This window comes from Aeromicrobium sp. PE09-221, from assembly GCF_002174305.1.
GTDB lineage: Bacteria > Actinomycetota > Actinomycetes > Propionibacteriales > Nocardioidaceae > Aeromicrobium.
Genome location: NZ_MIJB01000048.1, coordinates 1 through 25,396, shown reverse-complemented (window position 1 = coordinate 25,396; position 25,396 = coordinate 1). Strand labels below are relative to the sequence as shown.

Sequence of the window (25,396 nt, the reverse complement as noted above, 5' to 3'; positions counted from 1 at the left end):
CCTGCTCAAGAAGAACACCAGGGTGACGGCGCCCCAAGCGGCGACCAGTCCGTACCCGAGCCGAATCAGTACAGCGCGCACGTCAGGTCTTCCTTACAGTTCTCGAGATCAGATCGGCTCATGTGACTCAGTCGCCGCAGGGCTGCAATGTCGCGAGGATCGGGATCGACACACCGGGGGTGGGTTCCCAGCAGATGTTCTCCTGCATCGCGAAGGCGCCTTCCTGGACGTACATCGAGATCCCGAGCGCGTTCTCGTTCAGATAGTCGAAGGCCGCGACATTCGCCGCCGTGGCGTCGTCGAGGGTCGGGGCCGCCAGGGCATCGGTGACCAGGTTGTCGAGTCCCTCGTCGCAGATCTGCGAGGCACCGCCGTCGCAGGAGTAGAAATGGCGGAACCGCACGATCGGGCTGCCGGCGATCTCATCGCCCATGAACGTCAGGTAGGTCTGTGCGGGACCGGTCAGCCGGTCGATCCACTCCTCATAGGAGACGATGCGCAGATCGGTGGCGACCCCGGCCTCGTCCCAGTAGGCGGCGACGGCCTGGCCGACCTGCTCGGAATTGGTGACGCGTCCGTTCTTCGGCACATAGAGCGACACCGGCTCGCCTTCGGCTCCGGCTTCGGAGATAAGGCGCTTGGCCTCGTCGGGGTCGTACTCGGTGGCCTCGACCTCGTCGCTGCCGGGGCTCTGCGGGCCGATGCCGCCGTGGACGATCCCGTTGCCGTTCAGGGCGCTGTCGACGACCGCCTGGCGGTCGATGGCCAGGTCGAGGGCCTTGCGGACCTTCGGATCGGAGACGACGCCCGCGACCTCCGGGTCATCGAGGTTGAAGGCGATGCCGACGCTATTGGAGTCATTGGCCGTAACGACGTTGAACTCCGATTCCAGCTGATCGATGTTCTGCGCGGGGACGGGGACGATGAAGTCCGACTGTCCGCTGCGCAGTGCCGAGACCCGCGCGTTGGCGTCGGGGTTGATCTGCACGTCGATCGCGGAGAACCCGGCGGGCTCGCCCCAGTAGTCCTCGAAGCGCTCAAGGTCGAAGCCCTGTCCGGGCTGTCGGTCGGTCATCTGGAAGGGTCCGGTACCGATCGCCTGGGTGTCCAGGAAGTCGGCCGGCTCGTCGGCGAGCGAGGCCGGGACGATGAAGGTGGCGCCGAGGGAGCTGATCAGCAGCGGCTTCGGCTCGGTGAAGGTGAGGATCACGGTGTGGTCGTCGGGGGTGTCGATGGTCTCCAGATCGCCGAGCATCCAGGCGAAGGCGGAGATGTCCGGGTCCGTGTAGCGCTCGTAGCTGAACTTCACATCGGCCGCGGTCATCGGCTCGCCATTGTGGAAGGTGACGTCGTCGCGGAGGTGGAATGTGTAGCTGCGTCCGTCCTCGCTGGTCTCCCAGTCCTCGGCGAGCCACGGGATGATCTCGCCTTCGCTGTCGCGGGCGAGCAGTCGCTCGTACATCTGACTGCTGCCGTAGAGGTTCACCCCGGCGCGCAGGTCGAAGGGGCTCATCGTCATGGGGTCCCCGCCGAGGGTCACGATGATGGTGTCCTCCGACGACAGCGCCTCGTCTCCGCCTCCGCCGCATGCGGAGAGGGTGAGGGCGGCCACCGACAGCAAGGCGACGGCGCCGTGCCGCCGACTGAATCTCTTCATGGTCCTTGTCCTCTCAGATGTCACGAGTCACTCCGGGGCCGCCACCGCTGGCGCGGGGAATGGGCAGGTGACAGTGTTTACATTGACGTCAATGTAATGGAGTGTGACGTGGGTCGCAATAGTCATTCGTCGAATATCTCGGGAGGGTGGTCGTCTGGTGCTGGCCCTAGGCCATGCGGCCAGAGGAATGCAGATCGCCCGACGCGATCATGAGGGATCGCGTCGGGCGACAGGGGGTGGTGAGGTCGGTGCGGTGGGGGATGTCGACTCAACTCGGGTGCTCGGTGAACCGCCCGATGGACTCGGCGACGCAGATCGGCTTGTCGATGCCCTCGGCCTCGAAGAGCTGGGTGGTGACGATCTGCGCCGCGTCCTCGCCGGCGCGATCGACCCGGGTGACGGTCGCCCGCATCCGCACGCGGCTGCCGACCGGGCGGGGGTGGGGGAAGCGCACCTTGTCGTAACCGTAGTTGAGGCTGTGCAGGAAGCCGTCGAAGGCCATCAGCTCCTCCATCATCGCGGGCCCGAGCGACAACGTGAACAGGCCATGCCCGATGGTGCTGCCGAAGGGGCCCGTCGCAGCGCGATCGGGGTCGACGTGGATCCACTGATGGTCGCCGGTGACATCGGCGAATCGGTCGATCTCGTCCTGGGTGAGCGTGTGCCAGGTGGACGGACCGAGTTCGGACCCGACGAGGGCTTCCAGCTCGGCGATGGTGGTGGGCCGTAGGGGAGTGGTCATGGATGCTCCTATATTGAATGTGAGTTCAAGTTTGACATAGGTGGCGAGCCACGTCACACTCGATCGCGGCGGTCTGCGCCGCGACAGGCCTTCCGTCACCCGAGGAGAGGTGTTCTGAGTGGACAACGCGCGCGACGTGATAGAGCGGGTCGACGATCTGCTGTTCCAGCACGATCCAGGACGGCTGTCCACCGAGGAGTTCCTCGGCGCACGCTTCGACGCCGGGCTCGCCTGGGTGCACTTCCCCGAAGGCCTCGGCGGTCTGGGACTGCCGCGTGAGCTCAACGCCGTCGTGGAGGAGCGTCTCGTGGAGGCCGGAGCGCCGGCACCCGATGTCTCCCGCAACGGGATCGGCCTGGGTATGGCTGCCCCCACCCTGCTCGCCTTCGGCACGGAGGAGCAGCAGCACCGCTATCTGCGCCCGCTGTTCACCTGCGAGGAGATCTGGTGTCAGCTGTTCTCCGAGCCCGGGGCGGGATCGGATCTCGCCGCGGTCGCCACCCGCGCCGTGCTTGACGGCGACACCTGGGTCGTCAACGGACAGAAGGTCTGGACCTCTGGCGCTCACAACGCACAGCGCGCGATCCTGGTGGCCCGCACCGATGCGCACGTGCCGAAGCACGCCGGCCTCAGCTACTTCGTCGTGGACATGTCCGATCCCGGCCTGGACGTCCGTCCGCTGCGCCAGATCACCGGTGAGGCCGAGTTCAACGAGGTCTTCCTGAGCGGCGTCCGGGTGCCCGATGCCGATCGGATCGGTGCCGTCGGCGAGGGTTGGAAGGTCGCCACGACGACCCTCAACAACGAACGCGTCGCGATCGGTGCCGGGGCCGATCGGGAGGCTGGCCAGATCGGCCTCGTCGCGCGCCGCTGGCGCGAGGAGCCCGAGCTCCGCACCGCCGCGGCCCATGAGGAGCTCCTGCATTGGTGGGTGGAGGCCGAGGTCACGCGTATCGCCGGTGAGCGGTTGCGGCAACAGATGGCGGCCGGCCAGCCCGGGCCGGAGAGCTCGGCGATGAAGCTGGCCTTCGCCCAGCAGGCCCAGGCCATCACCGGCTTCGCCCTCGAACTCGATCCCGATGCCGGCCTGCTGTACGACGACTGGACGATGGTCCGCTCGGCCTCCGCATCCTTTCTCGGGCGTGGGCCGGGCTTCCGTTATCTACGCGCCAAAGGCAACTCCATCGAGGGCGGCACCAGCGAGATCATGCGGAACGTCATCGCTGAGCGGGTGCTCGGCCTGCCCGCCGAACACCGCCCCGACAAGGGCGTCCCCTTCAACGAGGTGCCGCGATGAGCAAATCTCGGTCTAGGCAGAGAGGCGTCGGCATGAGCGATCTGCTGTACTCCGATGTCGAGCTGTCGCTGCGCGACAGCGTCCGGGCCGCACTGAGACGCCATGCTCCGCAGGAGGCGACTGCCAGGCTCTACGACGACCCGTCCGCAGGCAGCTCGGCCGCCTGGGCTCCGCTCGCCCGCGACCTGGGACTTGCGGGCCTCCTGATCGGCGAGGACCACGGCGGCGCCGGCGCGAGCGCACGGGAGGCGGCGGTCGTGCTCGAGGAGATCGGCCGCGCGGTCGCGCCCGTGCCGTTCCTGACCAGCGCGGTCATCGCTACGACGGCTCTCGCAGCCGCCGGTGACGAGACCTTTCTGCCGTCGTTGGCGACGGGTGACGCCACCGCCGTGCTCGTGCTTCCGTGGAGTGCCAGAGCCGGCGCGTGGCAGGCCGGAGTGCCGGGCGCGGACATCGCTCCGGTCGCGGGGGCCCTCGATGCCGATCTCTTCGTCGTGCCGTTGGCGGGCGACAACGAGCTGGAATTGCGGGGCTACTCCCGCGACGAGGTCGAGATGACCGCGCTGACCTCACTCGACATGAGCCGCCAACTGGCGGCGGTCCGGACGAATGGCGACGGCCGGCTCCTCCTCGGCGGGGCGAGTGCCACCCAGGCGGTCAACGAGGCGCTCTCCTGCGGACAGGCGTTGCTGGCCAGCGAGCAGTACGGCATCGCGGCCTGGTGCCTCGAGACGACCGTGGACTACGTCAAGACGCGTATCCAGTTCGCCCGGCCTATCGGCTCCTTCCAGGCGATCAAGCACCGGCTGGCGGATCTCTTCCTCGAGGTCACCCAAGCCGGGGCGGTGGCGCGTTACGCCGCCGACACGCGGGCCCGCGGCGATGCGGACGCCGCGACGGCCCAGGCCCTCGCCCAGGCCTACTGCTCCGATATCGCCATCCGCGCCGCCGAGGAGGCACTGCAACTGCACGGTGGCATCGGCATGACCTGGGAGCACCCCGTGCACCTGTATCTCAAGCGGGCCAAGGCCGATCAGCTGGCCCTCGGCACGCCCGCCGCCCATCGCGCCGATCTGGCCGAGCTCGTCGACCTGCCCGCCTGACCCGAGGAGTACCCATGGACCTGGACACCCTGTTCTCGCTGACCGGACGCACCGCCATCGTCACCGGCGGTTCGCGCGGCATCGGCAGGATGATCGCCGAGGGCTATGTGCGTAGCGGCGTGCGCGTCTACATCACCGCTCGCAAGGCCGACGAATGTGAGGCCACCGCCCAGGAGCTGTCGGAGCTGGGCCACTGCGTGGCCTTGCCCGGCGATATCTCGACCACCGAGGGCATCGCCGATCTCGTCGCCCGCTACGGCGAGCACGAGGACGCGCTCGACATCCTGGTGAACAATGCGGGCGCCGCCTGGGGCGCGCCCTTCGCGGAGTTCCCCGAGTCCGGCTGGGACAAGGTCATGGATCTGAACGTCAAGACCCCCTTCTTCCTGACCCAGGCGCTCGCCCCGCTGTTCGCCCGGCGCAGCGGGGATCATCTGGCCAAGGTCATCAATATCGCCTCGATCGACGGCATCTCGCTCAACCCCCAGGAGACGTACTCCTATCACGCCTCCAAGGCGGCGGTCATCCAGCTGACACGCCGGATGGCCGTGCGGCTGGCCGAGGACGGCATCATCGTCTCGGCGATCGCGCCGGGCGCCTTCGCCTCGCGGATGAACCGGGATGCCCGCGATCACGCCGACGAGGTCGTGGCCGGCGTTCCCTCGGGACGGATCGGCACGTCCGAGGACATGGCGGGAGCCGCCATCTACTTGGCCTCGCGGGCCGGCGACTATGTCGTCGGCTCGACGCTGATCGTCGACGGCGGGGTCACGCACGCCCGCTGATCCCGCCGCAGGGGGCGCTCGGGCAAGATGGGTGCGGTGCGAGGCCGGACGGGCGTGGCGAGCGAGGAGGTACCGGTGGCTGACGACGACAACCGACGGAGCCCGGTGACCCCGCGCGGTGCACGGACCCGGCAGGCCCTCATCGACGCCGCTCGGGTGGTCTTCGAGCGCGACGGCTATCTGGACGCCCGGCTGACGGACATCACGGCCGAGGCCCGATGCTCGACCGGCTCCTTCTACACCTATTTCACCGGCAAGGAGGAGATCTTCGCCGCCGTCATGGAGATGACGAAGAACGAGATGCTCCATCCCGGGGTGGCACGGGTCAACGAGGACGACGATCCGGCCGCGGTCATCGCGGCCAGCAACCGCAGCTATTTCGAGAGCTACCGGCGCAATGCGAAGCTCATGCAGCTGATGGAGCAGGTCGCGAATGTCGATCCGCGGGTGCGTCAGGTGCGCCAGGAGCGTGCGCGCGCCTTCGTGGAACGCAACGCCCGAGGGATCGCCGACCTGCAGGAACGCGGACTCGTCGATCGTGATCTCGACCCGCTGGTGGCGTCGTGGGCGTTGTCGAGCATGGTCAGCCGGATGGCCTTCAGCGCCTTCGTGCTGCACGAGATCCCCGAGGGCGATCACCTCGTCGACACGTGCACCCGGCTGTGGTGCAATGCGCTGCGTCTGAACCCTGGGACATAGAAGAAGCCGGTCGGCGGGGAGGATCCTCCCGCCGGCCGGCTCTCGACCGGTTCAGCCCTGCGCGACGCTCTCGCGCATGCGCTTGAGCTCGCCCCGGGCGATGGTGCGCTTGTGGACCTCGTCTGGTCCGTCGGCGATGCGCAGCGTGCGCTGGTGGGCGTAGAAGCCCGCAAGCGGCACATCATCGGTCACGCCGGCTCCACCGTGCACCTGGATCGCGCGGTCGATGATCTTGAGCGCGACCTGCGGACCGGCCACCTTGATGGCGGCGATCTCGGTCCGCGCCTTCTGGTTCCCGACGGTGTCCATCAGCCAGGCGGTCTTGAGGGTCAGCAGCCGGATCATCTCGATGTCGATGCGGGCCTCGGCGATCCAGTCCTGGATATTGGAACGGTTGGCCACCGGCTCGCCGAAGGTGACGCGTTCCTGCGCGCGGCTGATCATCAGGTCCAGTGCGCGCTCGGCCATGCCGATCGAGCGCATGCAGTGGTGGATCCGCCCCGGCCCGAGGCGCGCCTGGCTGATCATGAAGCCGTCGCCCTCGCCGGCCAGGAGCGCATTCGTCGGCACCCGCACGTCCTCGAAGAGGATCTCGGCATGGCCCTCGCGGTCCTGATAGCCGAAGACCGGGAGACCCCGGACGATGGTGACGCCGGGGGTGTCGAGCGGCACCACCATCATCGACTGCTGGCGATGGGTTGCCGCCTGCGGATCGGTCTTGCCCATGACGATGAGGACCCGGCAGTTCGCGTGCAGCGCATTCGAGGCGAACCACTTGCGCCCGTTGAGCACGTACTCGTCTCCGTCGCGGGTCATCGAGAGCTGGACATTGGTGGCATCGGAGCTGGCGACGGCCGGCTCGGTCATGCAGAAGGCGGAGGCCATCTCGCCCGCCAGGAGGGGCTTGAGGTACTTCTCCTTGTGCTCATCGGTGCCGAAGAGCTGGAGCACCTCCATGTTGCCGGTGTCGGGGGCATTGCAGTTGCAGGCCTCGGGGGCCAGATGCGGGCTCCGGCCCATGATCTCCGCGAGCGGGGCGTAGTCGAGATTGCTGAGACCGGGCGAACCCCACTCCTCGTTCTGGTGGGGGTGGAAGAGGTTCCACAGGCCACGCGAGCGGGCCTCGGCCTTGAGCTCCTCGAGCACCGGCGGGTGGAAGTTCGGATTGCCCGACTCGGCCATCTGCGTGTGATAGACGCTCTCGGAGGGGTAGACGTGCTCGTCCATGAAGGCGAGCAGCTTCTCCTGGTACTCGCGGCTGCGCTCGGAGAAGGTGAATTCCATGGTGTTCCTCTCGGTCGCCGGCGATCTTCGCCGGCTCGGGGTCAGGAGGTGTGCCAGCCTCGGGGAAAGGTCGGCGTCTGCTTGTCGACGAAGGCGCGCACGGCGGCGATGTGATCGGCGGTGAGACCGGTCTGCTTGTGGCGGGGCACCTCGGCGTCCATCGAGGCGTCCAGATCCACCAGTGGAGCTTGGAGCAGGTTGAGCTTCATGCCCTCCAATGCGTGCGAGGGGCCTTCGGCGAGCTGTCGCGCGAGCTCCGCGGTCCGCTCATCGAGGTCGTCCTCCTCGACGAGCCAGTTGAGCAGTCCGAGTCCGAGCGCCTCCTCGCCGCGCAGGCGGGGGGAGAGGAACATCAGCTCGCGGGCTTTGGCGGGTCCGAGCAGGTGATGCAGCAACCAGGCGGCGCCGAAGTCCCCGGCCAACCCGACCCCGGCGAAGGCGGTCGCGAAGACGCTGCGCGGGGTGCCGATGCGAAGGTCGGCCGCGAGCGCCAGACCCAGGCCGGCTCCCGCTGCTGCACCGCCGATCGAGGCGAGCACCGGCTTGGGAAAGCGGTGGAGGGCGCCCACGGTGCGTCGCTGGTGCTCTTGCTGCGCCCGGATCGCGTCGGGGTCGACGTGCTCGGCGCCATTGCCCTCGCCTCCGCGCTCGTCGAAGTCGCGGACATCGCCACCGGAGCAGAAGGCCCGGCCCGCGCCCCGGATGACGACGGCACCGACCTCGGACGAGGCGGCCATGGCCTCGAGGGTCGAGGCGAGACCCTCGATCATCTCCACGGAGAGGGCATTGCGCCGATCGGGGCGGTTGAGGGTGATCGTCCCGACACCATCAGCGATCTCGTTGAGGACGTGCGGCTCCTGCTCCATCGGCCTGCCTTCAAAAAATAAGATGAGTTCAAGTTCAACTTTGACGGTAGTCGTTCGACGCGGCATCGGTCAAGACGGCTCCAGTGCGACTGTCCAGCGCGGTGGCATCGCCCTCGGGACTGAAGATGATGGGTGGCGGCGACCGTGGCCGTCACAGTGCATCGCCGTCGTGAACTCGATGGGGCGATGAATGAGGACTATACGATCGTGTAACGTATTATACGTGCGTATAGCCCGTGAGGATATGACGGCAGCGGCGAGGATCCGCGACACCGCGATCGAGCTCTTCGGCCGCGAGGGTTTCGGCGTCGGTCTGCGGGCCATCGCCGAAGAGGCAGGCGTCTCCCTTGGCCTCATCCGCCATCACTTCGGTTCCAAGGAGGGGTTGCGCCGGGCCTGCGACGACCACGCTATGGGGCACTTGCAGGAGCTCCAGGCCGAACAGGTGGGCGCGGGCGAGAAGACCGCCACGCTGCTGGACCAGCTGGCCGCGATCGAGGACTACCGTCCCTTCGTCCGTTACTTCCTCCAGGTGCTGCGCTCAGGCGACGGGCCGGCGAGCCTCCTCATCGACCGGCTCACCGCGAGCACCCTGGAATACCTCGAGGCCGGCGTGGCGAAGGGAATGTTCAAGCCGAGCATCGATCCGCCCGCCCGCGCCCGGTTCCTGGTGCTGATGAAGCTCGGCGCCATGGTCCTGCAACACGCCCTGGCCGGTGACGCCGACGATGCCTACGACCGCTATATCGACGTGGCCGCGTTGCCCGGCCTCGAGCTCTACACCCAGGGCCTCCTGACCGACGACACGCTGCTCGACGGGTACCTCCGGCAACGGGAGGGTTCTTCGGAGGAGACCGCGGCCCGACATGAACGCGACCCCAGCTGAAAGGTTCAAGATGACCAGCACAGCCTCGGCCGGGAGCCCGGCCGCCATCGAGCTCGACGGCGTCACCAAGCGCTTCGGCAAGGTCCTGGCCCTCGACGGCCTGGATCTGCGGGTCGGGCACGGTGAGGTGCACGGCTTCCTCGGCCCGAACGGAGCGGGCAAGTCCACGACGATCCGCGTGTTGCTCGGCATCCTGCGCCACGGCTCCGGCACCGCACGGCTGCTCGGCGGCGACCCGTGGCGCGACGCGGTGGCCTTGCATCGGCGCCTCGCCTATGTGCCCGGCGACGTCGAGCTGTGGCCGAACCTGACCGGCGGCGAGGCGATCGACCTGTTCGCCCGGCTCCGCGGCGGGGTCGACACAGCCAAGCGCGACGAGCTGATCGAACGCTTCGACCTCGACCCGCGCAAGAAGGGCCGCACCTACTCCAAGGGGAACCGCCAGAAGGTCGCGCTCATCTCGGCGCTGGCCTCCGACGTGGAACTCCTGCTACTGGACGAGCCCACGGCGGGCCTGGACCCGCTCATGGAGGCGGTGTTCCAGCGCTGCATCAACGAGGCGAAGGACGAGGGCCGCACCGTGCTGCTATCCAGCCACATCCTCGCCCAGGTCGAGGCGCTGGCCGACCGCCTCTCGATCATCCGCAAGGGGAAGATCGTCGAGACCGGCACGTTGGAGGAGATGCGGCACCTCTCGCGCACCAGCGTCACCGTCGTCACCGGCGAGCCGATCGACCGCCTCGCAGACGAGCCCGGCGTGCACGATCTGGTCGAGGAAGGAGGCCAGACCCACTTCAGCGTCGACACCGCCAGGCTGCCGCAGCTGATGCGGGAGCTGGCCGCCCACGACGTCCGCGCGCTGACAGCGACCCCGCCGACCCTGGAGCAGCTGCTGCTGCGGCACTACGGCGACGAGCTGGAGGAGGCCGGAGTATGACCGCGACGGCGAATCCCCTCTCGGCTCCCAGCGATCGACAGCCGGGAGCGCTGGCCGGCACCGGCACCCTGCTGCGGTTCATGCTCCGCCGCGACCGCATCCGGCTCCCCGCCTGGGTGCTGGGCGTGACGGCGCTCATGGCCTACTTCGCCAATGCGATCGGGGCGGTGATGGACGCCGAGGGACTCGAGAGCCTGGCGGCGATGCTCGCCAACCCGGTCATGGCGCTCATCGGCGGACCGGGATACGGCTTCGATGACATCACCGTGCCGCGCGTGCTGGCCGGGATGTACGGCCTGTACATCATGCTCGGCGCGGCGCTCATGAGCATCCTGACCGTCGCGCGGCACACCCGCGTGGAGGAGCAGACCGGCCGGGCCGAGCTGGTCCGGGCGAATGCGGCCGGCCGACATGCGCAGCTGGCCGCGGCGCTGATCGTCGCGGTCCTGATGAGCCTGCTGGTGTCGCTCCTAACGTCCGTGGTGGTGGCCGGAGCGGCAATCGATCCGCGCCCGGATGTCGCCGGGTCCGTCCTGCTGGGCTTCAGCTTCGGCGCCGTCGGTCTCGTCTTCGCCGGCGTCGCCGCGGTCACCGCGCAGCTGTCATCGTTCTCGCGGGCCTGCTCGGGCCTCGCCGGCGTAGTGCTGGGCGCAGCCTTCGTGCTCCGGGGGCTCGGCGACATGTCGAAGGTCCAGGACGGCGGGCTCTCCGGGCTCTCCTGGCTCTCCCCGCTCGGCTGGTCACAGCAGACCGCGCCCTTCACTCTCGATCGCTGGTGGCCGCTGCTGCTGTCGGTCGCCGGCTTCGTCGTCCTCGTCGCCGTCGCCTTCCGGCTGGAGTCGCGCCGGGACCTCGCCGGGGGAATCTTCGCCGACCGGCTCGGCTCGGCGCACGCCGCGGTCTGGTTGCGCAGCTCGTTCGGGCTCGCCTTCCGGTTGCAGCGACCGAGCCTGATCGGCTGGTCGGCAGCGATCCTCGTCGCCGGGCTCATCTTCGGCGCCTTCACCCAGTCGATGAACGAGGGGATCGGCGGCATGCCCGAGGAGATCGTGCGGGTGATGGGCGGAGCCGACGGCATCGTCGAGGGCTATCTCGGTTTCATGGGGCTCTACTTCGCGGTCATCATCGCGGTCTACGCGATCCTCTCGGTGCAGAGCCTGCGCGCGGAGGAGCAGGGTTTCCGGGCCGAGCCGGTGCTCGCGGCGTCGGTGGGACGGCCGGCATGGCTGCTGTGGTGGGTCACGGTCACGGCGCTCGGCGCCCTGTGGCTCCTCGCGCTCGCCGGGCTGGGGGAGGGGATCGGCGCCGCCGTGACGGTCGGTGACGCGAGCCTGATCGGCCCGACGCTGCTCGGACACGCGGTGCACGTCGGAGCGGCATGGTTCCTCCTGGGCCTCGCTACCGCTCTCTACGGGCTGGCACCACGCCTACTGGGACTGACCTGGGCGGTCTTCGGCTATGGGGCCGTGCTGAGTCTCTTCGGTGAGATGCTCGAGTTCGGCCAGCGGCTGCTGGACACCTCGCCCTTCCAGCACGCCGGTCAGTACCCGGCGGGTGTGGTCTCCTGGGGCGGCGTCGGGGTGTTGGTGGTGCTGGCTGTGGTGCTTGCCGGCGTCGGCACGCTCGCCTTCGGGCGACGGGACCTGACCACGGCGTAGGGAGCGCGGGGAGGTGGGGTCGCCTCTCCTCTGATCCCTCGGTTCTCTGGTGGGACGGATGGGTGTCTGGCCTCGGTTGTCAGTGTCCTCCGTGAGATCAGTGTGGTGACGCCATTCGCGGAGATCTTGCCCTGTGGCAGCACTGCGGGAGGGACAGCGGTCAGGTCACGGATGAGTGACCGAGAGGATGCGGAAACCCTTCGCGCTCGCCTCGCGGCGGGTGGGGAATCCCTGCTGCTCCAGCCACCGCTGCAGTGAGTCGGCGCCGAGGTTCCGGCCCACGACGAGTCGGGCCTCACCGGAGTGGGACAACCGAGGCAGCCAGGTGAGGAGGAGCTCGTGCAGGGCTTCCTTGCCGATGCGGATCGGTGGATTGGACCAGATCGCGTCGAAGGTCAGGTTCGCGGGAACCTCGTCGGGCCGGCAGGCGTTGATCGCGAGGCCGTGGCGCTCGGCATTCCGGCGAGTCAGGTCGATGGCGCGCTCGTTGATGTCCACGGCCCAGACGTCGAGCCCCTCGCCGGCCAGCGAACAGGCGATCGGGCCCCAGCCGCAGCCGAGGTCGAGCACGGTCGCCGGCGGGCGCGGGGGAGTGCTGTGGCGGAGCAGCAGGCCGGTCGCTTTGTCCAGGGATCCGTGCGAGAACACGCCGCCGGAGGTCGTGTACCGGCGTTCGGTACCCCAGACGCAGACGGTCGTCTCGCGTTCCTCGGCCGCCGACGACGGCTCGGCCTCGAAGTACTGCTCACCCACCGTCCCAGCCTAGGCCGTGGCGCGCTCGGGCACCCGGGGCGGTGCGTGGTCAACCACGCCGGGATGCGGCCGGTGGTTGACGGCTCACCGCCCCCGGCCCGACGTTCAGTGAGTTCCGTGTTCCTCGAGCCAGGCTTTGCGGACTCGCGGTTTGGCGACGGTCAGCCAGGCATCGGTCAAGAGTTCGCGCAGTTCGTCGGCATCGGCCTCTCCCGGGCGAACGAGCACAGCATTCGTGCCGAACTTCCGGAAGTGCTCGATCGTGTAGTACGGGGCATCGGGATCGCCCAGCAGGGCCTCGAGCTCATCGGGAGCGACCTTGAACGCCACCGAGTCGGGACTGTCCGGGGCATCGCGCCACCAGGCCACCAGCACACCTCCGGCCTTCACCGCCGGCATGTTCCAGGTGGTCGTGAGCTCGGTCGAGGGGAACTCCAGCAGGTAGGCGACGATCTCGTCCCAGGTCATGGCTCAGTGTGGCACCGACTGCGCCCAGCGGTCGAGCAACTCGCGTTGCCCGGCGACGATGCGCTCGTAGGCCTCGTCAGGGGAGAACCAGGCGACGCGTTCGATCTCCGGGAAGTCCTGCTCCCGACCGGACTTCGGCGGCCAGGTCATCGTGAAGGTGCCGGGCTCGATCGTGGACGGGTCGAGATCGTGCTCGACCGCCCAGACGTGCACGATCTTGCGGGACTGTCGGATCGTGCCGAGCTCCGTGTACGGGCCGTGCGGGGCCGGCAGGCCGAGCTCCTCGGTGAACTCCCGCAGGGCGCAGTCCAGGGGCTCCTCACCCGGCTCGATCTCACCCTTGGGGATCGACCACGCGCCGAGATCCTTGCGTGCCCAGAAGGGACCGCCCATGTGGCCGAGCAGTACCTCGGCCGCGCCCTCATGGCGGCGATAGAGCAGCAGGCCGGCGCTCTCGATGGTCATGGCGGTCCTCAGGGCTGCCCGTCGCGGCGCTGGCGCGCCTGCACGACGCGTTCGGCGAGACCCTCGGGCTCGGGATATCGCACCTCTTCGAGGACGAGGCCGTGGGCGGGCATCACCTTCACGCGGGGGTCGCGCCGGCCCGCCGCGAGGATCTCGGCGGCGAACTCGGGCGGGTAGCGGCGATCCCCGACGGCGACGAGGCAGCCCATGAGCGACCGCACCATCGAATGGCAGAAGGCATCGGCGCGCACGGTGGTCGCCAGCGTCTCCCCGCCGCGGACCGTCCGCAGGTCCAACAGCGTGCGAATGGTGGTGGCCCCTTCGCGTTGCTTGCAGAAGGCGGCGAAGTCGTGCTCGCCGAGCAGGCGCTGGGCGGCGGCGTTCATGAGGTCGACCGCGAGCGGGCGGGGGTGCGCGACGATCATGCCGCGGGCGAGCGGATCGGGTCCCGCCTGGTGATCGGTCATGCGGTACACGTAGCGACGTTCGAGGGCAGCGAACCGCGCATCGAAGTGTTGGGGGGCGGCGGTCACGGACTTGATGCGGATGTCCGCGGGGACGATCCGGCGCAGCCGCCGCTCGACCACGCCGGGGTGGGAGTCGAGATCGACATGGGCCACCTGCCCCCGTGCGTGCACTCCCGCGTCGGTGCGTCCCGCGCAGGTGACGGTCGGCGGGTGGGGAAGCCGCAGCACCGTGGTCAGAGCTTGCTCCAACTCACCCTGCACGGTGCGCAGGCCGGGCTGGGCGGCCCACCCTCTGAAGTCGGTTCCGTCGTAGGCCAGGTCGATCCGCATCCGCACTGCACCATCCTAGGGGCCGGCCCGTTCAGCGTCGCAGTGTTCGCCGGATGGTCGTTTGGGTGGGTTTTCTCCTGGTCCTCGGGGCTGCACAGTGGACGGGGAAGCTCCGCCACCATCGAATTTATCGCGGAATTTCAGCGAAAAGAGAGAACAGTGAGAATATTTTGGCGAAGACTCTTGATTTTTAAGATCTTCTATGGTGTGTAGTTGAAACAAGATTCAGATATGAGTATGGTCACATCACCGTTTGACAACGTGATCTAGTTCATAGTCCTTGGAGTGGCCATGTCTCTCAAGAAATTCACCGCTGCCGGCGCCGCGCTCGTCCTCTCGATGGGTCTCGCGGCCTGCGGATCGGATGATCCCGCCGAGGGCGATTCGGCTCCCACGCCGATCAGTGTTTACTACACCTCGCCGTTGGCCGGATACTCGCTGATCCAGGTGGCGGACGACCACGATCTGTTCCCCGATGACATCGACGTCTCGGTCGAGGGAGGCGACTCTACTGTGGGCGTCACGCTCGCCTCGAGCGGGCGCGTGCAGATGTACCTCAACACCGCGCCCATGACCGAGAACATCGCCCACGGCGGCGCGGCTCTCGCGTGGGCCGGCACCTGGACCGAGGGGATGAACACCCTTTTCATCGGCCGCAACGGTGTGGAGTCCCTCGAGGACATGAAGGGCCGGTCGCTGGGCATTGTGCAACCCGGACTCACGCTGTCGGTCATCGCGAATGACGCGTTGATCGACGCCGGTCTCTCCCTGGATGACTATCAATCGGTCTCGCTCGGAACAGTGCCCGCACTCGCTGGAGCCTTCGCCGCAGGCACGGTCGACGGTGCTGTCCTCGACCGGATCACCGCGGAGCGACTGCTGTCGGAGGTCGACGGCTCGGTGGAGCTCTTCGACTACTACGACGGTACGCCTTTCGTCGGCGCCGGTGTCAGCGTGAACACCGACTGGCTCGAGGAGAATCCAGATGCCGCGGTCTCCTTCCTGGCGGGCCTTCAGGCCGCCCTCGACTTCATGGCCGAGAATCCCGAGGAAACCAAGGAATCGATCAGCGCGATGACCGGTATCACCGAGCCCGGTGCCCTCGATGCCGCCTATCAGGACTTCATGGACCACTCCACCGACACCCTGATGCCGGTGTCGGAGGAGCAGATGCAGGCCTCGATGAGGATGCTTCGCAATGAGGGCAACGACTGGGCGACCGACGACTTCGGCGCCTCGGTCGTGATCGATCCGACCTATGTCGAGCAGGCACTCGAGCGGTGAGCGTGGTGACCATCGAGCAGTCGCCGGCGGCGACCGGGGCCGGCCGGGGGCGCCGCCCCCGCAAGACGGCCTCACGCACCGCGCTGCCCGCGCGCAGCCGGATTCTTCTCGGAGGGGCCGGGCTGGTCGGCGTCATCGCCCTCTGGGAGATCGCCAGCCGTCTCGGCTGGGTCGATCCGCTGATCGCGAGTTCCCCCTCGGGCGTGGTCCGCAGCGCAGTCGACCTGCTGTCCAACGGCACCCTGCTGCCGGCCATGGGCTCGACGCTCCGCCTGTTTCTCGTCGGCTTCGGCATCTCGCTGGCCGCCGGGCTCATCATCGGCACCCTGTGCGGCTGGTATCAGCGGATCGACGCGGTCCTCGACCCGTGGATCTCGATCCTCTATGCCAGCCCGCGCATCGCCTTCCTGCCGTTGATCGCGGTCTGGTTCGGCCCGGGATTCCTCGGCCAGCTGGTGGTCGTGATCCTGATCGCCGTCTTCCCGATCATCATCAACGTGGCCTCCGGGGTGCGGGCGATCGACCGCGACCACCTGCGGATGGCACAGAGCTTCGGTGCCACGAACCGCGACGTGCTGCTCAAGATCGCCCTCCCCGGGGCGATCCCCGCGGTGGCATCGGGCATCAAACAGGGCATGATGCAGGGCCTCCTCGGCGTGGTCGTCGCGGAGTACTTCCTGGGCAACACCGGGATCGGCGGACTCATCTTCCAGGCCGGCCTGATGCTCCGCACCGGCGAGGCGCTGCTCGGCGCCGTGATCTTCGCGGCCGCGGCACTCATCCTGTCCTCCGCACTGCGCAAGGTCGAGTCCAAGCTCGACCGCTGGCGCACCGCCTGAACCCCGATAGAAAGGAGACGACCATGGCCGACCCCATCGTCCGCGTGGATGACCTCGTCGTGTCATTCCCGAGCCGGACCAGCAAGAGACCGGTGGAAGTGATCTCCGGTGCCGGCTTCACGGTCGAACGCGGATCGTGCGTCGTGATCATCGGTCCCTCCGGCTGCGGCAAGAGCACCATCCTGAGCTGTGTCGCCGGTCTGACCCCCTTTGCCGGTGGCTCCATCACGGTCGACGGCGACCTGGTCGACGGACCGGACGATCACTCGGCGGTGGTCTTCCAACATGCCTCGCTGCTGCCCTGGCGGACCGTGCTCGGCAATGTCGAGTTCGGCCTGGAGTCCCGGCGGCAGGTCCCGAAGAAGGAGATCCGGCGGCGGGCGCTGGAGGCCATCGAGGCGGTCGGCCTGGCCGGCTATGAGGACCACCATCCGCACCAGATCTCCGGTGGCATGCAGCAGCGCGTCAACCTCGCGCGCGCCTTCGCGGTGCGCGCGCCGCTGACGCTCATGGACGAGCCCTTCGGCGCCCTGGACGCGCTGACCAAGGAGCTCATGCAGGACGAGCTGGTCCGGCTCATGCACATGGTCTCCAGCAGCACCGTGTTCATCACCCACGACATCCGAGAGGCGATCTACCTCGGTGACAAGATCCTGGTGATGTCCGCCCGTCCAGGCACCATCATCGCCGAGTTCGACAGCCCCTTCGGGGCCGATCGCACCCGCGCCATGACCGAGGATCGGCGCTTCGACGAGCTCGAGAGCTCCCTGCGCGATCTCCTCGGACATACCACAGAAGAGGTCCCCGCATGAATGATATCCACGACCGCACCGTCATCGTCACCGGAGCCAGTGGAGGGATCGGCCGTTCGATCGCCGTGGACGCCGCACAGCACGGGTGGCATGTGGTCCTCGCCAGCCGGGCCAAGGAGGGTCTCGAGGCTACCGCCGAGCAGATCGAGACGAACGGAGGGGCCGCCTCGATCCATCCCCTCGACGTCACCGATGCCGACCAGATCGAGGACCTGCGCCGTCATCTCGCCGACCAAGGCCGCACCGTCCGCGGTCTGGTCAACAACAGCGGCATCGCCGGTCCCTCGCGTCCGCTGTGGGAGATCGAGGATGGGGAGTGGGATGAGTGCATCGCGGTCAATCTGCGCGGTGTCTTTCTCATGTGCCGCGCCTTCCTGCCCCCGATGCTCGACGCTGGTGCCGGGTCGGTGGTCAACATCGGCTCGATCTCCGGCAAGAACCCGCTGCTGCACCGGTCCGCCTACACGGCGAGCAAGGCCGCCCTCATCGGGCTGACGAAGACCGCCGCGGCCGATGCGGGTCCGCGGGGAGTGCGCGTCAACCTCGTTTCTCCCGGCGGGGTGGCGGGTGAACGACTCGACTGGGTGGTGGAGAAGCAGGCCGAGGCGCTCGGCCAGCCCCAGCAGGCGATCCGCGAACGACTCACCAGTCAGTCGGCGCTCCACCGATTCGTCGAACCCGACGAGGTCGCCGCCGCGGTGACCTTCCTGCTCTCGGACCAGGCTGCCGGCATCACGGGGATCGACGTCACGGTCGCCGCCGGCTTCGTCATGAACTGAATGACCACCCCAACACCAACATCGCAGAGGAGAACCACCATGCCGAAGATCACCCAGCTGCTGGACGGCATCCCCGCCGTCTCCGACCAGGGGCAGGTCGCGTTCTGCGCCGTGGCGCTGATCGAGGGCGAAGACCGCGACGGCGTTCTGCGCCGCATCGTCGTCGACACCGCCCACTGTGGCCGCCGTCTCCTCCTGGTCGACTCGCTGGCCCGACTCGGTCTGAGCACGCTCGACATCGACTACGTGCTGAGTACGCACGCCCACTGGGACCACATGCAGAACATCGACCTGTTCATCAACGCGACCATGTTGATGCACGGCGAGGAACGCAAGTACGCCCACGATCCGGCCGTCGACGACTGGGCGACCCCGTCGTGGACGGGCTATGTGCTCGAACAGCTCAGGATCCAGGAGGTGGGGGACGGGCACGAGATCATCCCCGGCGTGCACGTCATGGAGATGACGGGCCACACCGTCGGCAGCATCGGCGCGACCGTCGAGACCGACGAGGGCCTGGCGATCCTGACCTCCGATGCCTTCCACCTGGCCTCCGTCGCCAAGACCAGGATCAACCCCCTGGTCTTCTGGAACGAGAAGGAGGCCACCGCCTCCATCGAACGGGTCATCGAGAAGGCGGACCTCATCTACCCCGGCCACGACGCGCCCTTCCGCGTCCTCGCGGACGGCGAGGTGGAGTACCTTAAGACGCTCTCCTTCGGCCTGGCCGGCATGAAGCCCGCGGAACTGTCGGTCGAACAGGCTCTACCGCCCACGATGATGCCCGGACGACAGGATCCGGCGCGCATCGAGGAGTGGCGCCGCCGCGGCGCGCAGCGCATCGACGAACGGGGCCCGGTCGCCGTCGCCTATGACACCGGCTTGGCGCCGAAGCCGTCCCACGACTGGGACTTCGTCAAGTGAGCCGGCCGGGCAGCCACACCGCCCAGATCGTTCATGCGGCTGCCGAGAAGTACCGCAACTGGGGACGCTGGGGGACGGACGACCAACGCGGGACGCTCAACTTCATCACCGCCGAGAAGGTGCTCGAGGCGTCGCGGCTGGTCCATCACGGCGACGTCGTGTCGCTGGCGCTGCCCTTCGACGCCACGGGCCCGCAGACCGGTGAGCTCGGCCGTGTCAACCCCCTGCACACGATGACCTTCACCGGGACGGATGTCGCCGCGGGCGTCCAAGACTTCCTCCCGCACGGCTTCGGCGCCGCCGACGACACGATCACCATGCCGCTGCAGTGCGGCACCCAGTGGGACGGCCTGTCGCATATCTTCGACCGCGGTCTGATGTGGAACGGGTATCCGGCGACGGACGTGACCGGACTCGACGGCGCGCGGCGCAACGGCATCGAGCAGGTGGCCGACGGCTTCGTCTCTCGTGGCGTATTGCTCGACATCGCGCGGCACTGCGGCGTGGAGTCCCTCGACCCGGGCTTCGCGGTCACCGAGCGGCTGCTGCTCGAGTGCATCGACGCGCAGGGAGAGAGCTCGGACATCGGACAGGGGGACATCGTCCTGGTGCGCACCGGTTTCCTCGGAGCGCGCCGAAGGGACGGCTGGGGCGACTACGCCGGCGGTGACGCGCCGGGTCTCTCCTTCGACACGGCCGATTGGCTGTATCGGACGGAGATCGCGGCGATCGCCACCGACACGTGGGGTGTGGAGGTCAGGCCGAACGAGCTGGAGGGCTCCTTCCAGCCGCTGCACCAGGTGATGGTGCCGAACATGGGGCTCTTCGTCGGAGAGATCTTCGCCCTCGACGAGCTGGCCGAACGTTGCGCTGGTGACGGTGTGTACGACTTCCTCTTCGTGGCTCCGCCGCTGCCCGTGACCGGGGCCGTCGGCAGCCCGGCCAATCCGCAAGCGATCAGGTGAAAGGCCATGGTCAATATCACCGGACGCGTCTGGGAGATCGCGCGATCGTCGCCGGAGCAGGTAGCGCTGCGCTCGCCCCGCGAGGTCACCTACGGACAGCTCCGGACGGCCAATCGGCGCGTGGCCGGCGCGATCGAGGCATCCGGCCGACGGCCCCATGGTCGCGTCCTGCTCATCGCTCCCTCCGTCCCGGAGTTCCCCGAGGTCTACTACGGTTTGCACGCGGCGGGCTGCACCGTCGTCACGATGAACACGATGTCGACGGCCCATGAGATCGGCTACGTTCTCGACGACTCGGGCGCCGATCTCGTCATCGTCTGGCGCGAGCACGCCCAGGCCGCCTCGAACGCTGCCCGCGAGCGTGATGTCGAGGTCTGGGTGCTCAGTGAGAACGCTGAGTTGGCCGGTGCTCCGGCCGTCCCCGGAGAGGTCACCGAGGCCTTCGACCACGACCCGGAGGACACCGTCGTCATTCTGTACACCTCCGGCACGACCGGGCGCCCGAAGGGCGCGGAGCTGACGGCGGCCAATCTCGTCGACACGGCTGATTCCTTCCGCCCGGTCCTCAACCTCACGCGCGAGGACCGTCTCGGGACCGCGCTGCCGCTCTTCCATGTCTTCGGCCAGGCAGCGTGTATGAACACCTTCCTCGCACAAGGGGCCTCGCTCTCACTGGTGCACCCCTTCGATCCTGATGCCCTGCTCCGCCTGATGCGCGACGAGCGCCTGACGGCCCTCGCCGGAGTGCCGACGATGTGGAACGCCATGCTGCACGCGCCGACCGAGCTGGCCCCCGGGGACGTCGCATCGATGCGGGTGGCCCTGTCCGGCGGAGCATCATTGCCGGCCGAGGTGATCGAGCGTTTCGCTGACCGCTTCGGGTGCGCGATCCTCGAGGGCTACGGACTCACCGAGTCCACGGGGGCGGCGACCTTCAACGACATCAACCGGGAACAGCGCGCCGGCACAGTCGGTCCGGCGCTGCCGGGTACCAGCCTGCAGGTGCGGCGCCCGGACGGCACGCTCGCGGACGAGGGTGAGGTCGGCGAGGTCTTCCTCTCCGGTCCGACCGTGATGAAGGGGTACTGGAACAATCCGGAGGCCACCGCAGCCGCCCTCGACGACGGCTGGTTGCGGACCGGGGACCTCGGATCCCTCGATGCGGACGGTTATCTGCGCATCGTGGACCGCTCGAAGGATCTGATCATCCGCGGCGGATACAATGTGTACCCGCGTGAGGTCGAGGAGGTGCTGTACCGGCACCCGGACATCGTTGAGGTGGCGGTCGTCGGCGTGCCGGACGACTACTACGGCGAGGAGGTCGCGGCGGTCGTCGTCGGCTCCCCGGGGTCGGCCCTCGACGGCGAGCAGATCACCCGGTGGGCGAAGGACTATCTGTCGTCTTACAAGGTGCCGCGGGTCTTCTCCTTCGTCGATCAGCTGCCGAAGGGCGCCACCGGCAAGATTCTCAAGCGATCCATCGACCGCGAGGCCCTCGTCGCGGGGCGCGAGTGAGCCGGTCGCCTTCGGGGTCCGGCCTGCGACGAAAGGAGCGTGTGGGGCGATGGAACGTGGGAACATGGACGCCATGGGACGTCCCACCGATAACGGCGGTGCTCGTTCGCCGCGCCGGATGACTCAGCGACCGGCGAATCACCGCTCGCTGTCGGCGCGAGCTCGCCGGACCCGCGCCGAACTGGTCGCCGCGGCGCGGGTGATCTTCGAACGCGATGGGTACACCGAGTCGCGGATCGTGGACATCACCGCGCTGGCCGACAGCTCCGCCGGTACCTTCTACACCTATTTCGACGACAAGGAGCAGATTCTCAAGGAGGTGCTCAAAGAGGCGCAGGAGGAGATGCTGCACACGGCGGACTTCGGCTTGGGACAGCTCGATCGGGAGCCGGTGGAGGCGCTGCGCGACGGTCTGCGGGCGTATCTGACCTTCTACCGCGACAATGTTCGACTGATGCTGCTCATCGAGCAGGTGGCCGGCATCGACCCTGAGTTTCGCACGTCGCGTCGTGAGCGGGAGATCGCCAACCACCTGCGCAATGCCGAGTCCATCCGCCGGTGGAAGAAGAGAGACGGGGACGTCGACCCGAAGACCATGCTGCTGACAGTCAACGCGCTCTCGGCGATGACCAACAAGATGGCGTACAACAGCTTCGCCGTCGAGGGCCGCGAGGACTTCGACGACGTACTCGAGACGGTGCTGAACCTGTGGGTTATGGCCTTCGGGGTGGGTGCCGAGCAGGTGACGGCCGACGATCTGCGCTGAACCCGCCGACCGCACGAGTTGTTCATGCTCACGCCATGTGGCTCTCGCTGCCGCGTCACATGGTCTCGATCGGATGGCAGGTGCACCGAGGGGTGCACGACTGACATCCGACGAGGAGAAGAATGTCTCATCACACCAGCAGTGCGCGGCATCGCCTTGCCGCGAGCGCGGCGGTCTCGGCTCTCGCCGTGACCGGTGTCGTCTTCCTGCCCACTGCGGCGCAGGCGGACGACGGGCCCAAGAACGTCATTGTGTTGATCGGTGACGGCATGGGCTACGACTTCGTCGACCTGGCCAGCGCCTACGAGCACGGCACGACCCGTCACCAGGTCGAGGTCAACCCGGCCACGGGGTCGCAGCGGAACGTGGGCGGCGATGCCGCGCAGGTCTATGAGGAGTTCCCGGTCGAGGTCGCGTCGACGACGTACTCGACCAGCGGCCGTGCCGGCTATGACCCCGCCGGAGCCTGGGGCTCCTTCGACTGGGTCGCGAGCGGCGCCACCGACTCGGCAGCGGCCGCGACGGCGCTCGCCACCGGCGTCAAGACGAATAACGGGGTACTCGGGATCGACCCGGCGGGCACCCGGCTGGAGAACCTCACCGAGCGTGCCGACAAGCTGGGCAAGGCGACCGGCATCGTCAGCTCGGTGCCCTTCAGCCATGCCACACCGGCCGGTTACGCCGCCCACAATGCCGACCGCAACGATCTGGACGGGGTCACCAGCGAGTACATCGCCTCGGACTACCTCGATGTCGTGATCGGTGCCGGACATCCCTACTACGATGACGACCACGAGCCCCGCGAGGAGCCCGACTTCACCTACGTCTCCGAGCCGGACTGGGACCGTCTGACCGCTGGACAGACGGGCTTCGACTTCGTCGAGGAGACGGCGGACTTCGAGCGGATCGCGGCCGGCGAGGACGTCCCGGAGCGGATCTTCGGTGCCGTGCAGGTGGGGGAGACCCTGCAGTTCAATCGTTCGGCGCTCGCGGACGCGGAGGCCCCCGGCGAGGCGCCCCGCAACGAGGTGCCCGATCTCGCCACGCTCTCGACCGCGGCGCTCAACGTCCTCGGTCAGGAGGAGGACGGCTTCTTCACGATGATCGAGGGCGGCGCGATCGACTGGGCCGGTCACGCCAACTCGACCGCCGGCGCGTTGGAGGAGACGATCGACTTCAACCGCGCCGTCGAGGCCACCGTCGACTGGGTGGAGGAGAACTCCTCGTGGGACGAGACCCTCGTGATCGTCACGGCCGATCACGAGACGGGCTACCTCGCCGGTCCGGGGGCAGACCCGAACTGGACCCCCATCTCGGGCAGCAAGGGCCAGATCCCCGCGCACAGCTGGCACAGCGGCGGGCACACCAATCAGCTGGTGCCGGTCTTCGCCAAGGGTGCCGGCGAGCAGGCGGTCGCGGCCCGCGCGACCGGTACCGACCCGCTGCGCGGCGCGTATCTCGACAACACCGATCTCGCGAATGTCTTCCTCGATGACCTCTGGACGACCGACGGCGCGGTCAGCGGCGAAGGGATCGAGCTGGGGGCTACGGTCGAGGGTCAGGGCGGCACGGCGCCGGGCAAGCTCGTGCTCTCGGTGCCCACTGGCGCCGCCGTGGATCTGGGCACGCCGTCCAATGCCGGCGACCGGCTCCGTTACATCGCGAGCCTGCCGACTGTCGCGGTCACCGACTCGCGCAGCGATGAGCAGGCCGGCGCCGGCGGCTGGTCGCTGTCCGGCCGTGCGGGCGATCTGGCCGACGGAAACCGACTGATCCGCTCGCGTCACCTCGGATGGGTGCCGGGGCTGCGCGAGGCGCGTCAGGGCGTGACTGTGGGCGCGCCCGTGGCCTCGCAGCTCAGCGGCGGACCGGGACTCGCCGAGGCGGCGACGCTGGCATCGGCGCGCGGCGCGGGCCGGCACGGCACGACTCAGCTCGGTGGCGATGTCCAGCTGGAGATCCCGGTCGACACCAAGACCGGCGACTACCGTGGCGAGCTGCGGTTGTCGCTCTTCCCGGTCGACTGATCCGATCCCTGTGAGGTGGCCGGCCGGCGACGGCCGGCCACTTCCGGTCCCCATGAGGAGCACATGATGAGACGCATGCTCGTGATCGCGGTCTTCGCGATCGCGTCGTCGATGGTGACGGGTCCGGCAGCCGCCGACGCCCCCGGTCAGACGACCTGGTCCCTGGAACCCGCCGCTGAGGGGGCGCCGGATGCCCGGGTCTCCCTGCGGCACGTCGCGGAGCCGGGGGAGACGATCGCCGACGAGATCGCGTTGACGAACTTCTCCGACGGCCCGGCGACCTTCCGGCTCTACGCCGGTGACGGCCGGGTGACCAGCGACGGCGGATTCGATATCGACGAGTCCGGCGAGGGGCCCGGCACCTGGGTACGACTCGCCGACAGCGACGAGCCGGTCGAGATCGCCGTGGAGGCGCAGGACACCGTGGCCGTGCCCGTCCGGGTGGAGGTCCCCGACGACGCCCTGCCGGGCGACCAACCCTTCGGGGTGGTCGCCGAGCTCGTGGCCGATGACGCGACCGTCGCCCTCGACGCCCGGGTCGGCGTCCGCGGCCACCTGCGGGTCGCGGGTGAGGTGACCCCCGCCGTGACACCCACGATCGTCGATATCGACTACCGCTCAGGCTGGAATCCGTTCGCCCCCGGTACCGCCGAGGTGACCTATCGGCTGGAGAACTCCGGCAACGTCCGGCTGGGGACGCGGTCCGACATCACCCACGACGGTCCCTTCGGCCTCGGTGGAGGGGAGACCGAGGACACCGTCCGCGAGATACTTCCCGGCGGCGTCGAGGAGCGGACCGTCGCGATCGCGGCCTGGCCCCTGGTGCGGATCTCGGCCGACGTGGATGCCCGGCCGGTCCTCGTGGGCGACGATGTGATCGATGCCGAACTGGTGCCGCAGGTCTCGTCGAACGGAGCGTGGGCGCTGCCCCTTCCGCAGCTCGGCCTGCTCCTCCTGATCACGGGAGGAGCAGGCGGAGCGGTATGGCTCCGGCGCCGGCGCGAGAGCGCGGTCCAGCGGCGCATCGACGCGGCGGTGGCCGCTGCCGGCAGCTGACGCGGATCATGAGAAGGGGGCGCCCCACCGAT

25 protein-coding genes are annotated in these 25,396 nt (G+C 68.4%); 17 read left to right on the top strand and 8 right to left on the bottom strand.

Features of this window, described 5'->3' with window-relative positions; genetic code table 11:
* Nucleotides 1-127: 127 nt before the first annotated feature.
* Nucleotides 128-1,657 (bottom strand): ABC transporter substrate-binding protein, encoded by a 1,530-nt coding sequence (locus tag BHE97_RS18865; RefSeq protein WP_087625581.1) that lies wholly within the window; start codon nt 1,655-1,657, stop codon nt 128-130.
* A 268-nt stretch (nt 1,658-1,925) separates the two neighbouring features.
* On the bottom strand, nt 1,926-2,399 hold the full coding sequence (locus tag BHE97_RS18860) for a MaoC family dehydratase (RefSeq protein WP_087625580.1): 474 nt from the start codon (nt 2,397-2,399) through the stop codon (nt 1,926-1,928).
* Nucleotides 2,400-2,517: 118 nt separating this feature from the next.
* On the opposite strand from BHE97_RS18860, the gene BHE97_RS18855 reads away from it, so the two are divergent.
* From BHE97_RS18855 to BHE97_RS18840, 4 genes are all read left to right on the top strand, one after another.
* Nucleotides 2,518-3,696, top strand: coding sequence for an acyl-CoA dehydrogenase family protein (locus BHE97_RS18855; protein ID WP_087625579.1), 1,179 nt, complete (start codon nt 2,518-2,520; stop codon nt 3,694-3,696).
* Nucleotides 3,697-3,728: 32 nt separating this feature from the next.
* Entirely contained in the window at nt 3,729-4,799 is a 1,071-nt protein-coding gene (locus BHE97_RS18850) for an acyl-CoA dehydrogenase family protein (protein ID WP_087625578.1), read from the top strand.
* Nucleotides 4,800-4,813: 14 nt separating this feature from the next.
* On the top strand, nt 4,814-5,584 hold the full coding sequence (locus BHE97_RS18845) for an SDR family oxidoreductase (RefSeq protein ID WP_087625577.1): 771 nt from the start codon (nt 4,814-4,816) through the stop codon (nt 5,582-5,584).
* Nucleotides 5,585-5,659: 75 nt separating this feature from the next.
* On the top strand, nt 5,660-6,283 hold the full coding sequence (locus BHE97_RS18840; RefSeq protein ID WP_087625584.1) for a TetR/AcrR family transcriptional regulator: 624 nt from the start codon (nt 5,660-5,662) through the stop codon (nt 6,281-6,283).
* 51 nt (nt 6,284-6,334) lie between these two features.
* Here BHE97_RS18840 and BHE97_RS18835 read toward each other — a convergent pair whose 3' ends face one another.
* Together BHE97_RS18835 and BHE97_RS18830 are read right to left on the bottom strand one after the other, a co-directional pair.
* Nucleotides 6,335-7,567 carry an acyl-CoA dehydrogenase family protein gene (locus tag BHE97_RS18835; protein WP_087625576.1) on the bottom strand — a complete coding sequence of 411 codons (1,233 nt, stop codon included), beginning with the start codon at nt 7,565-7,567 and terminating at the stop codon, nt 6,335-6,337.
* Between the two features lie 41 nt (nt 7,568-7,608).
* Complete coding sequence (locus BHE97_RS18830) at nt 7,609-8,433, bottom strand: enoyl-CoA hydratase-related protein (protein WP_087625575.1); 825 nt, start codon at nt 8,431-8,433, stop codon at nt 7,609-7,611.
* A gap of 244 nt (nt 8,434-8,677) precedes the next feature.
* On the opposite strand from BHE97_RS18830, the gene BHE97_RS18825 reads away from it, so the two are divergent.
* The 3 genes from BHE97_RS18825 to BHE97_RS18815 are packed head-to-tail and all read left to right on the top strand — an operon-like array spanning nt 8,678 to nt 11,914.
* Entirely contained in the window at nt 8,678-9,319 is a 642-nt protein-coding gene (locus tag BHE97_RS18825) for a TetR family transcriptional regulator (protein WP_087625574.1), read from the top strand.
* A 10-nt stretch (nt 9,320-9,329) separates the two neighbouring features.
* Nucleotides 9,330-10,256 carry an ABC transporter ATP-binding protein gene (locus BHE97_RS18820; RefSeq protein WP_087625573.1) on the top strand — a complete coding sequence of 309 codons (927 nt, stop codon included), beginning with the start codon at nt 9,330-9,332 and terminating at the stop codon, nt 10,254-10,256.
* Nucleotides 10,253-11,914, top strand: coding sequence for an ABC transporter permease (locus BHE97_RS18815; protein WP_087625572.1), 1,662 nt, complete (start codon nt 10,253-10,255; stop codon nt 11,912-11,914). The genes BHE97_RS18820 and BHE97_RS18815 overlap by 4 nt, the downstream gene beginning before the upstream one ends.
* Before the next feature lie 165 nt (nt 11,915-12,079).
* Here BHE97_RS18815 and BHE97_RS18810 read toward each other — a convergent pair whose 3' ends face one another.
* The 4 genes from BHE97_RS18810 to truA form a co-directional block, all read right to left on the bottom strand.
* On the bottom strand, nt 12,080-12,667 hold the full coding sequence (locus BHE97_RS18810; RefSeq protein ID WP_087625571.1) for a methyltransferase: 588 nt from the start codon (nt 12,665-12,667) through the stop codon (nt 12,080-12,082).
* A gap of 105 nt (nt 12,668-12,772) precedes the next feature.
* On the bottom strand, nt 12,773-13,135 hold the full coding sequence (locus tag BHE97_RS18805; RefSeq protein WP_087625570.1) for an MmcQ/YjbR family DNA-binding protein: 363 nt from the start codon (nt 13,133-13,135) through the stop codon (nt 12,773-12,775).
* A gap of 3 nt (nt 13,136-13,138) precedes the next feature.
* Nucleotides 13,139-13,600: an NUDIX domain-containing protein gene (locus tag BHE97_RS18800; protein ID WP_087625569.1), complete on the bottom strand. Its 462-nt coding sequence runs from the start codon at nt 13,598-13,600 to the stop codon at nt 13,139-13,141.
* An 8-nt stretch (nt 13,601-13,608) separates the two neighbouring features.
* Nucleotides 13,609-14,397 carry a tRNA pseudouridine(38-40) synthase TruA gene (truA, locus tag BHE97_RS18795; RefSeq protein WP_087625583.1) on the bottom strand — a complete coding sequence of 263 codons (789 nt, stop codon included), beginning with the start codon at nt 14,395-14,397 and terminating at the stop codon, nt 13,609-13,611.
* Nucleotides 14,398-14,688: 291 nt separating this feature from the next.
* Between truA and BHE97_RS18790 the strand changes: the two genes are divergently transcribed.
* The 10 genes from BHE97_RS18790 (at nt 14,689) to BHE97_RS18745 (ending at nt 25,364) form a co-directional block, all read left to right on the top strand.
* Complete coding sequence (locus BHE97_RS18790; protein ID WP_087625568.1) at nt 14,689-15,681, top strand: ABC transporter substrate-binding protein; 993 nt, start codon at nt 14,689-14,691, stop codon at nt 15,679-15,681.
* The gene (locus tag BHE97_RS18785; protein ID WP_236757792.1) at nt 15,678-16,520 is read left to right on the top strand and encodes an ABC transporter permease; all 843 of its coding nucleotides are present in this window, start codon (nt 15,678-15,680) and stop codon (nt 16,518-16,520) included. Before BHE97_RS18790 ends, BHE97_RS18785 begins: the two co-directional genes overlap by 4 nt.
* Nucleotides 16,521-16,543: 23 nt before the next feature.
* On the top strand, nt 16,544-17,332 hold the full coding sequence (locus BHE97_RS18780; protein ID WP_087625566.1) for an ABC transporter ATP-binding protein: 789 nt from the start codon (nt 16,544-16,546) through the stop codon (nt 17,330-17,332).
* The gene (locus tag BHE97_RS18775; protein WP_087625565.1) at nt 17,329-18,111 is read left to right on the top strand and encodes an SDR family NAD(P)-dependent oxidoreductase; all 783 of its coding nucleotides are present in this window, start codon (nt 17,329-17,331) and stop codon (nt 18,109-18,111) included. The genes BHE97_RS18780 and BHE97_RS18775 overlap by 4 nt, the downstream gene beginning before the upstream one ends.
* 39 nt (nt 18,112-18,150) lie before the next feature.
* Nucleotides 18,151-19,035 carry an MBL fold metallo-hydrolase gene (locus BHE97_RS18770; RefSeq protein ID WP_170931507.1) on the top strand — a complete coding sequence of 295 codons (885 nt, stop codon included), beginning with the start codon at nt 18,151-18,153 and terminating at the stop codon, nt 19,033-19,035.
* On the top strand, nt 19,032-20,000 hold the full coding sequence (locus BHE97_RS18765) for a cyclase family protein (protein ID WP_201791537.1): 969 nt from the start codon (nt 19,032-19,034) through the stop codon (nt 19,998-20,000). The genes BHE97_RS18770 and BHE97_RS18765 overlap by 4 nt, the downstream gene beginning before the upstream one ends.
* Before the next feature lie 6 nt (nt 20,001-20,006).
* A complete protein-coding gene (locus BHE97_RS18760; protein ID WP_087625562.1) occupies nt 20,007-21,515 on the top strand; it encodes a long-chain fatty acid--CoA ligase in 1,509 nt (502 codons plus the stop codon).
* A 49-nt stretch (nt 21,516-21,564) separates the two neighbouring features.
* Entirely contained in the window at nt 21,565-22,281 is a 717-nt protein-coding gene (locus BHE97_RS18755) for a TetR/AcrR family transcriptional regulator (protein ID WP_236757791.1), read from the top strand.
* A 122-nt stretch (nt 22,282-22,403) separates the two neighbouring features.
* Nucleotides 22,404-24,308: an alkaline phosphatase gene (locus BHE97_RS18750; protein WP_087625561.1), complete on the top strand. Its 1,905-nt coding sequence runs from the start codon at nt 22,404-22,406 to the stop codon at nt 24,306-24,308.
* A 66-nt stretch (nt 24,309-24,374) separates the two neighbouring features.
* On the top strand, nt 24,375-25,364 hold the full coding sequence (locus BHE97_RS18745; RefSeq protein ID WP_140400267.1) for a hypothetical protein: 990 nt from the start codon (nt 24,375-24,377) through the stop codon (nt 25,362-25,364).
* Nucleotides 25,365-25,396 lie beyond the last annotated feature (32 nt).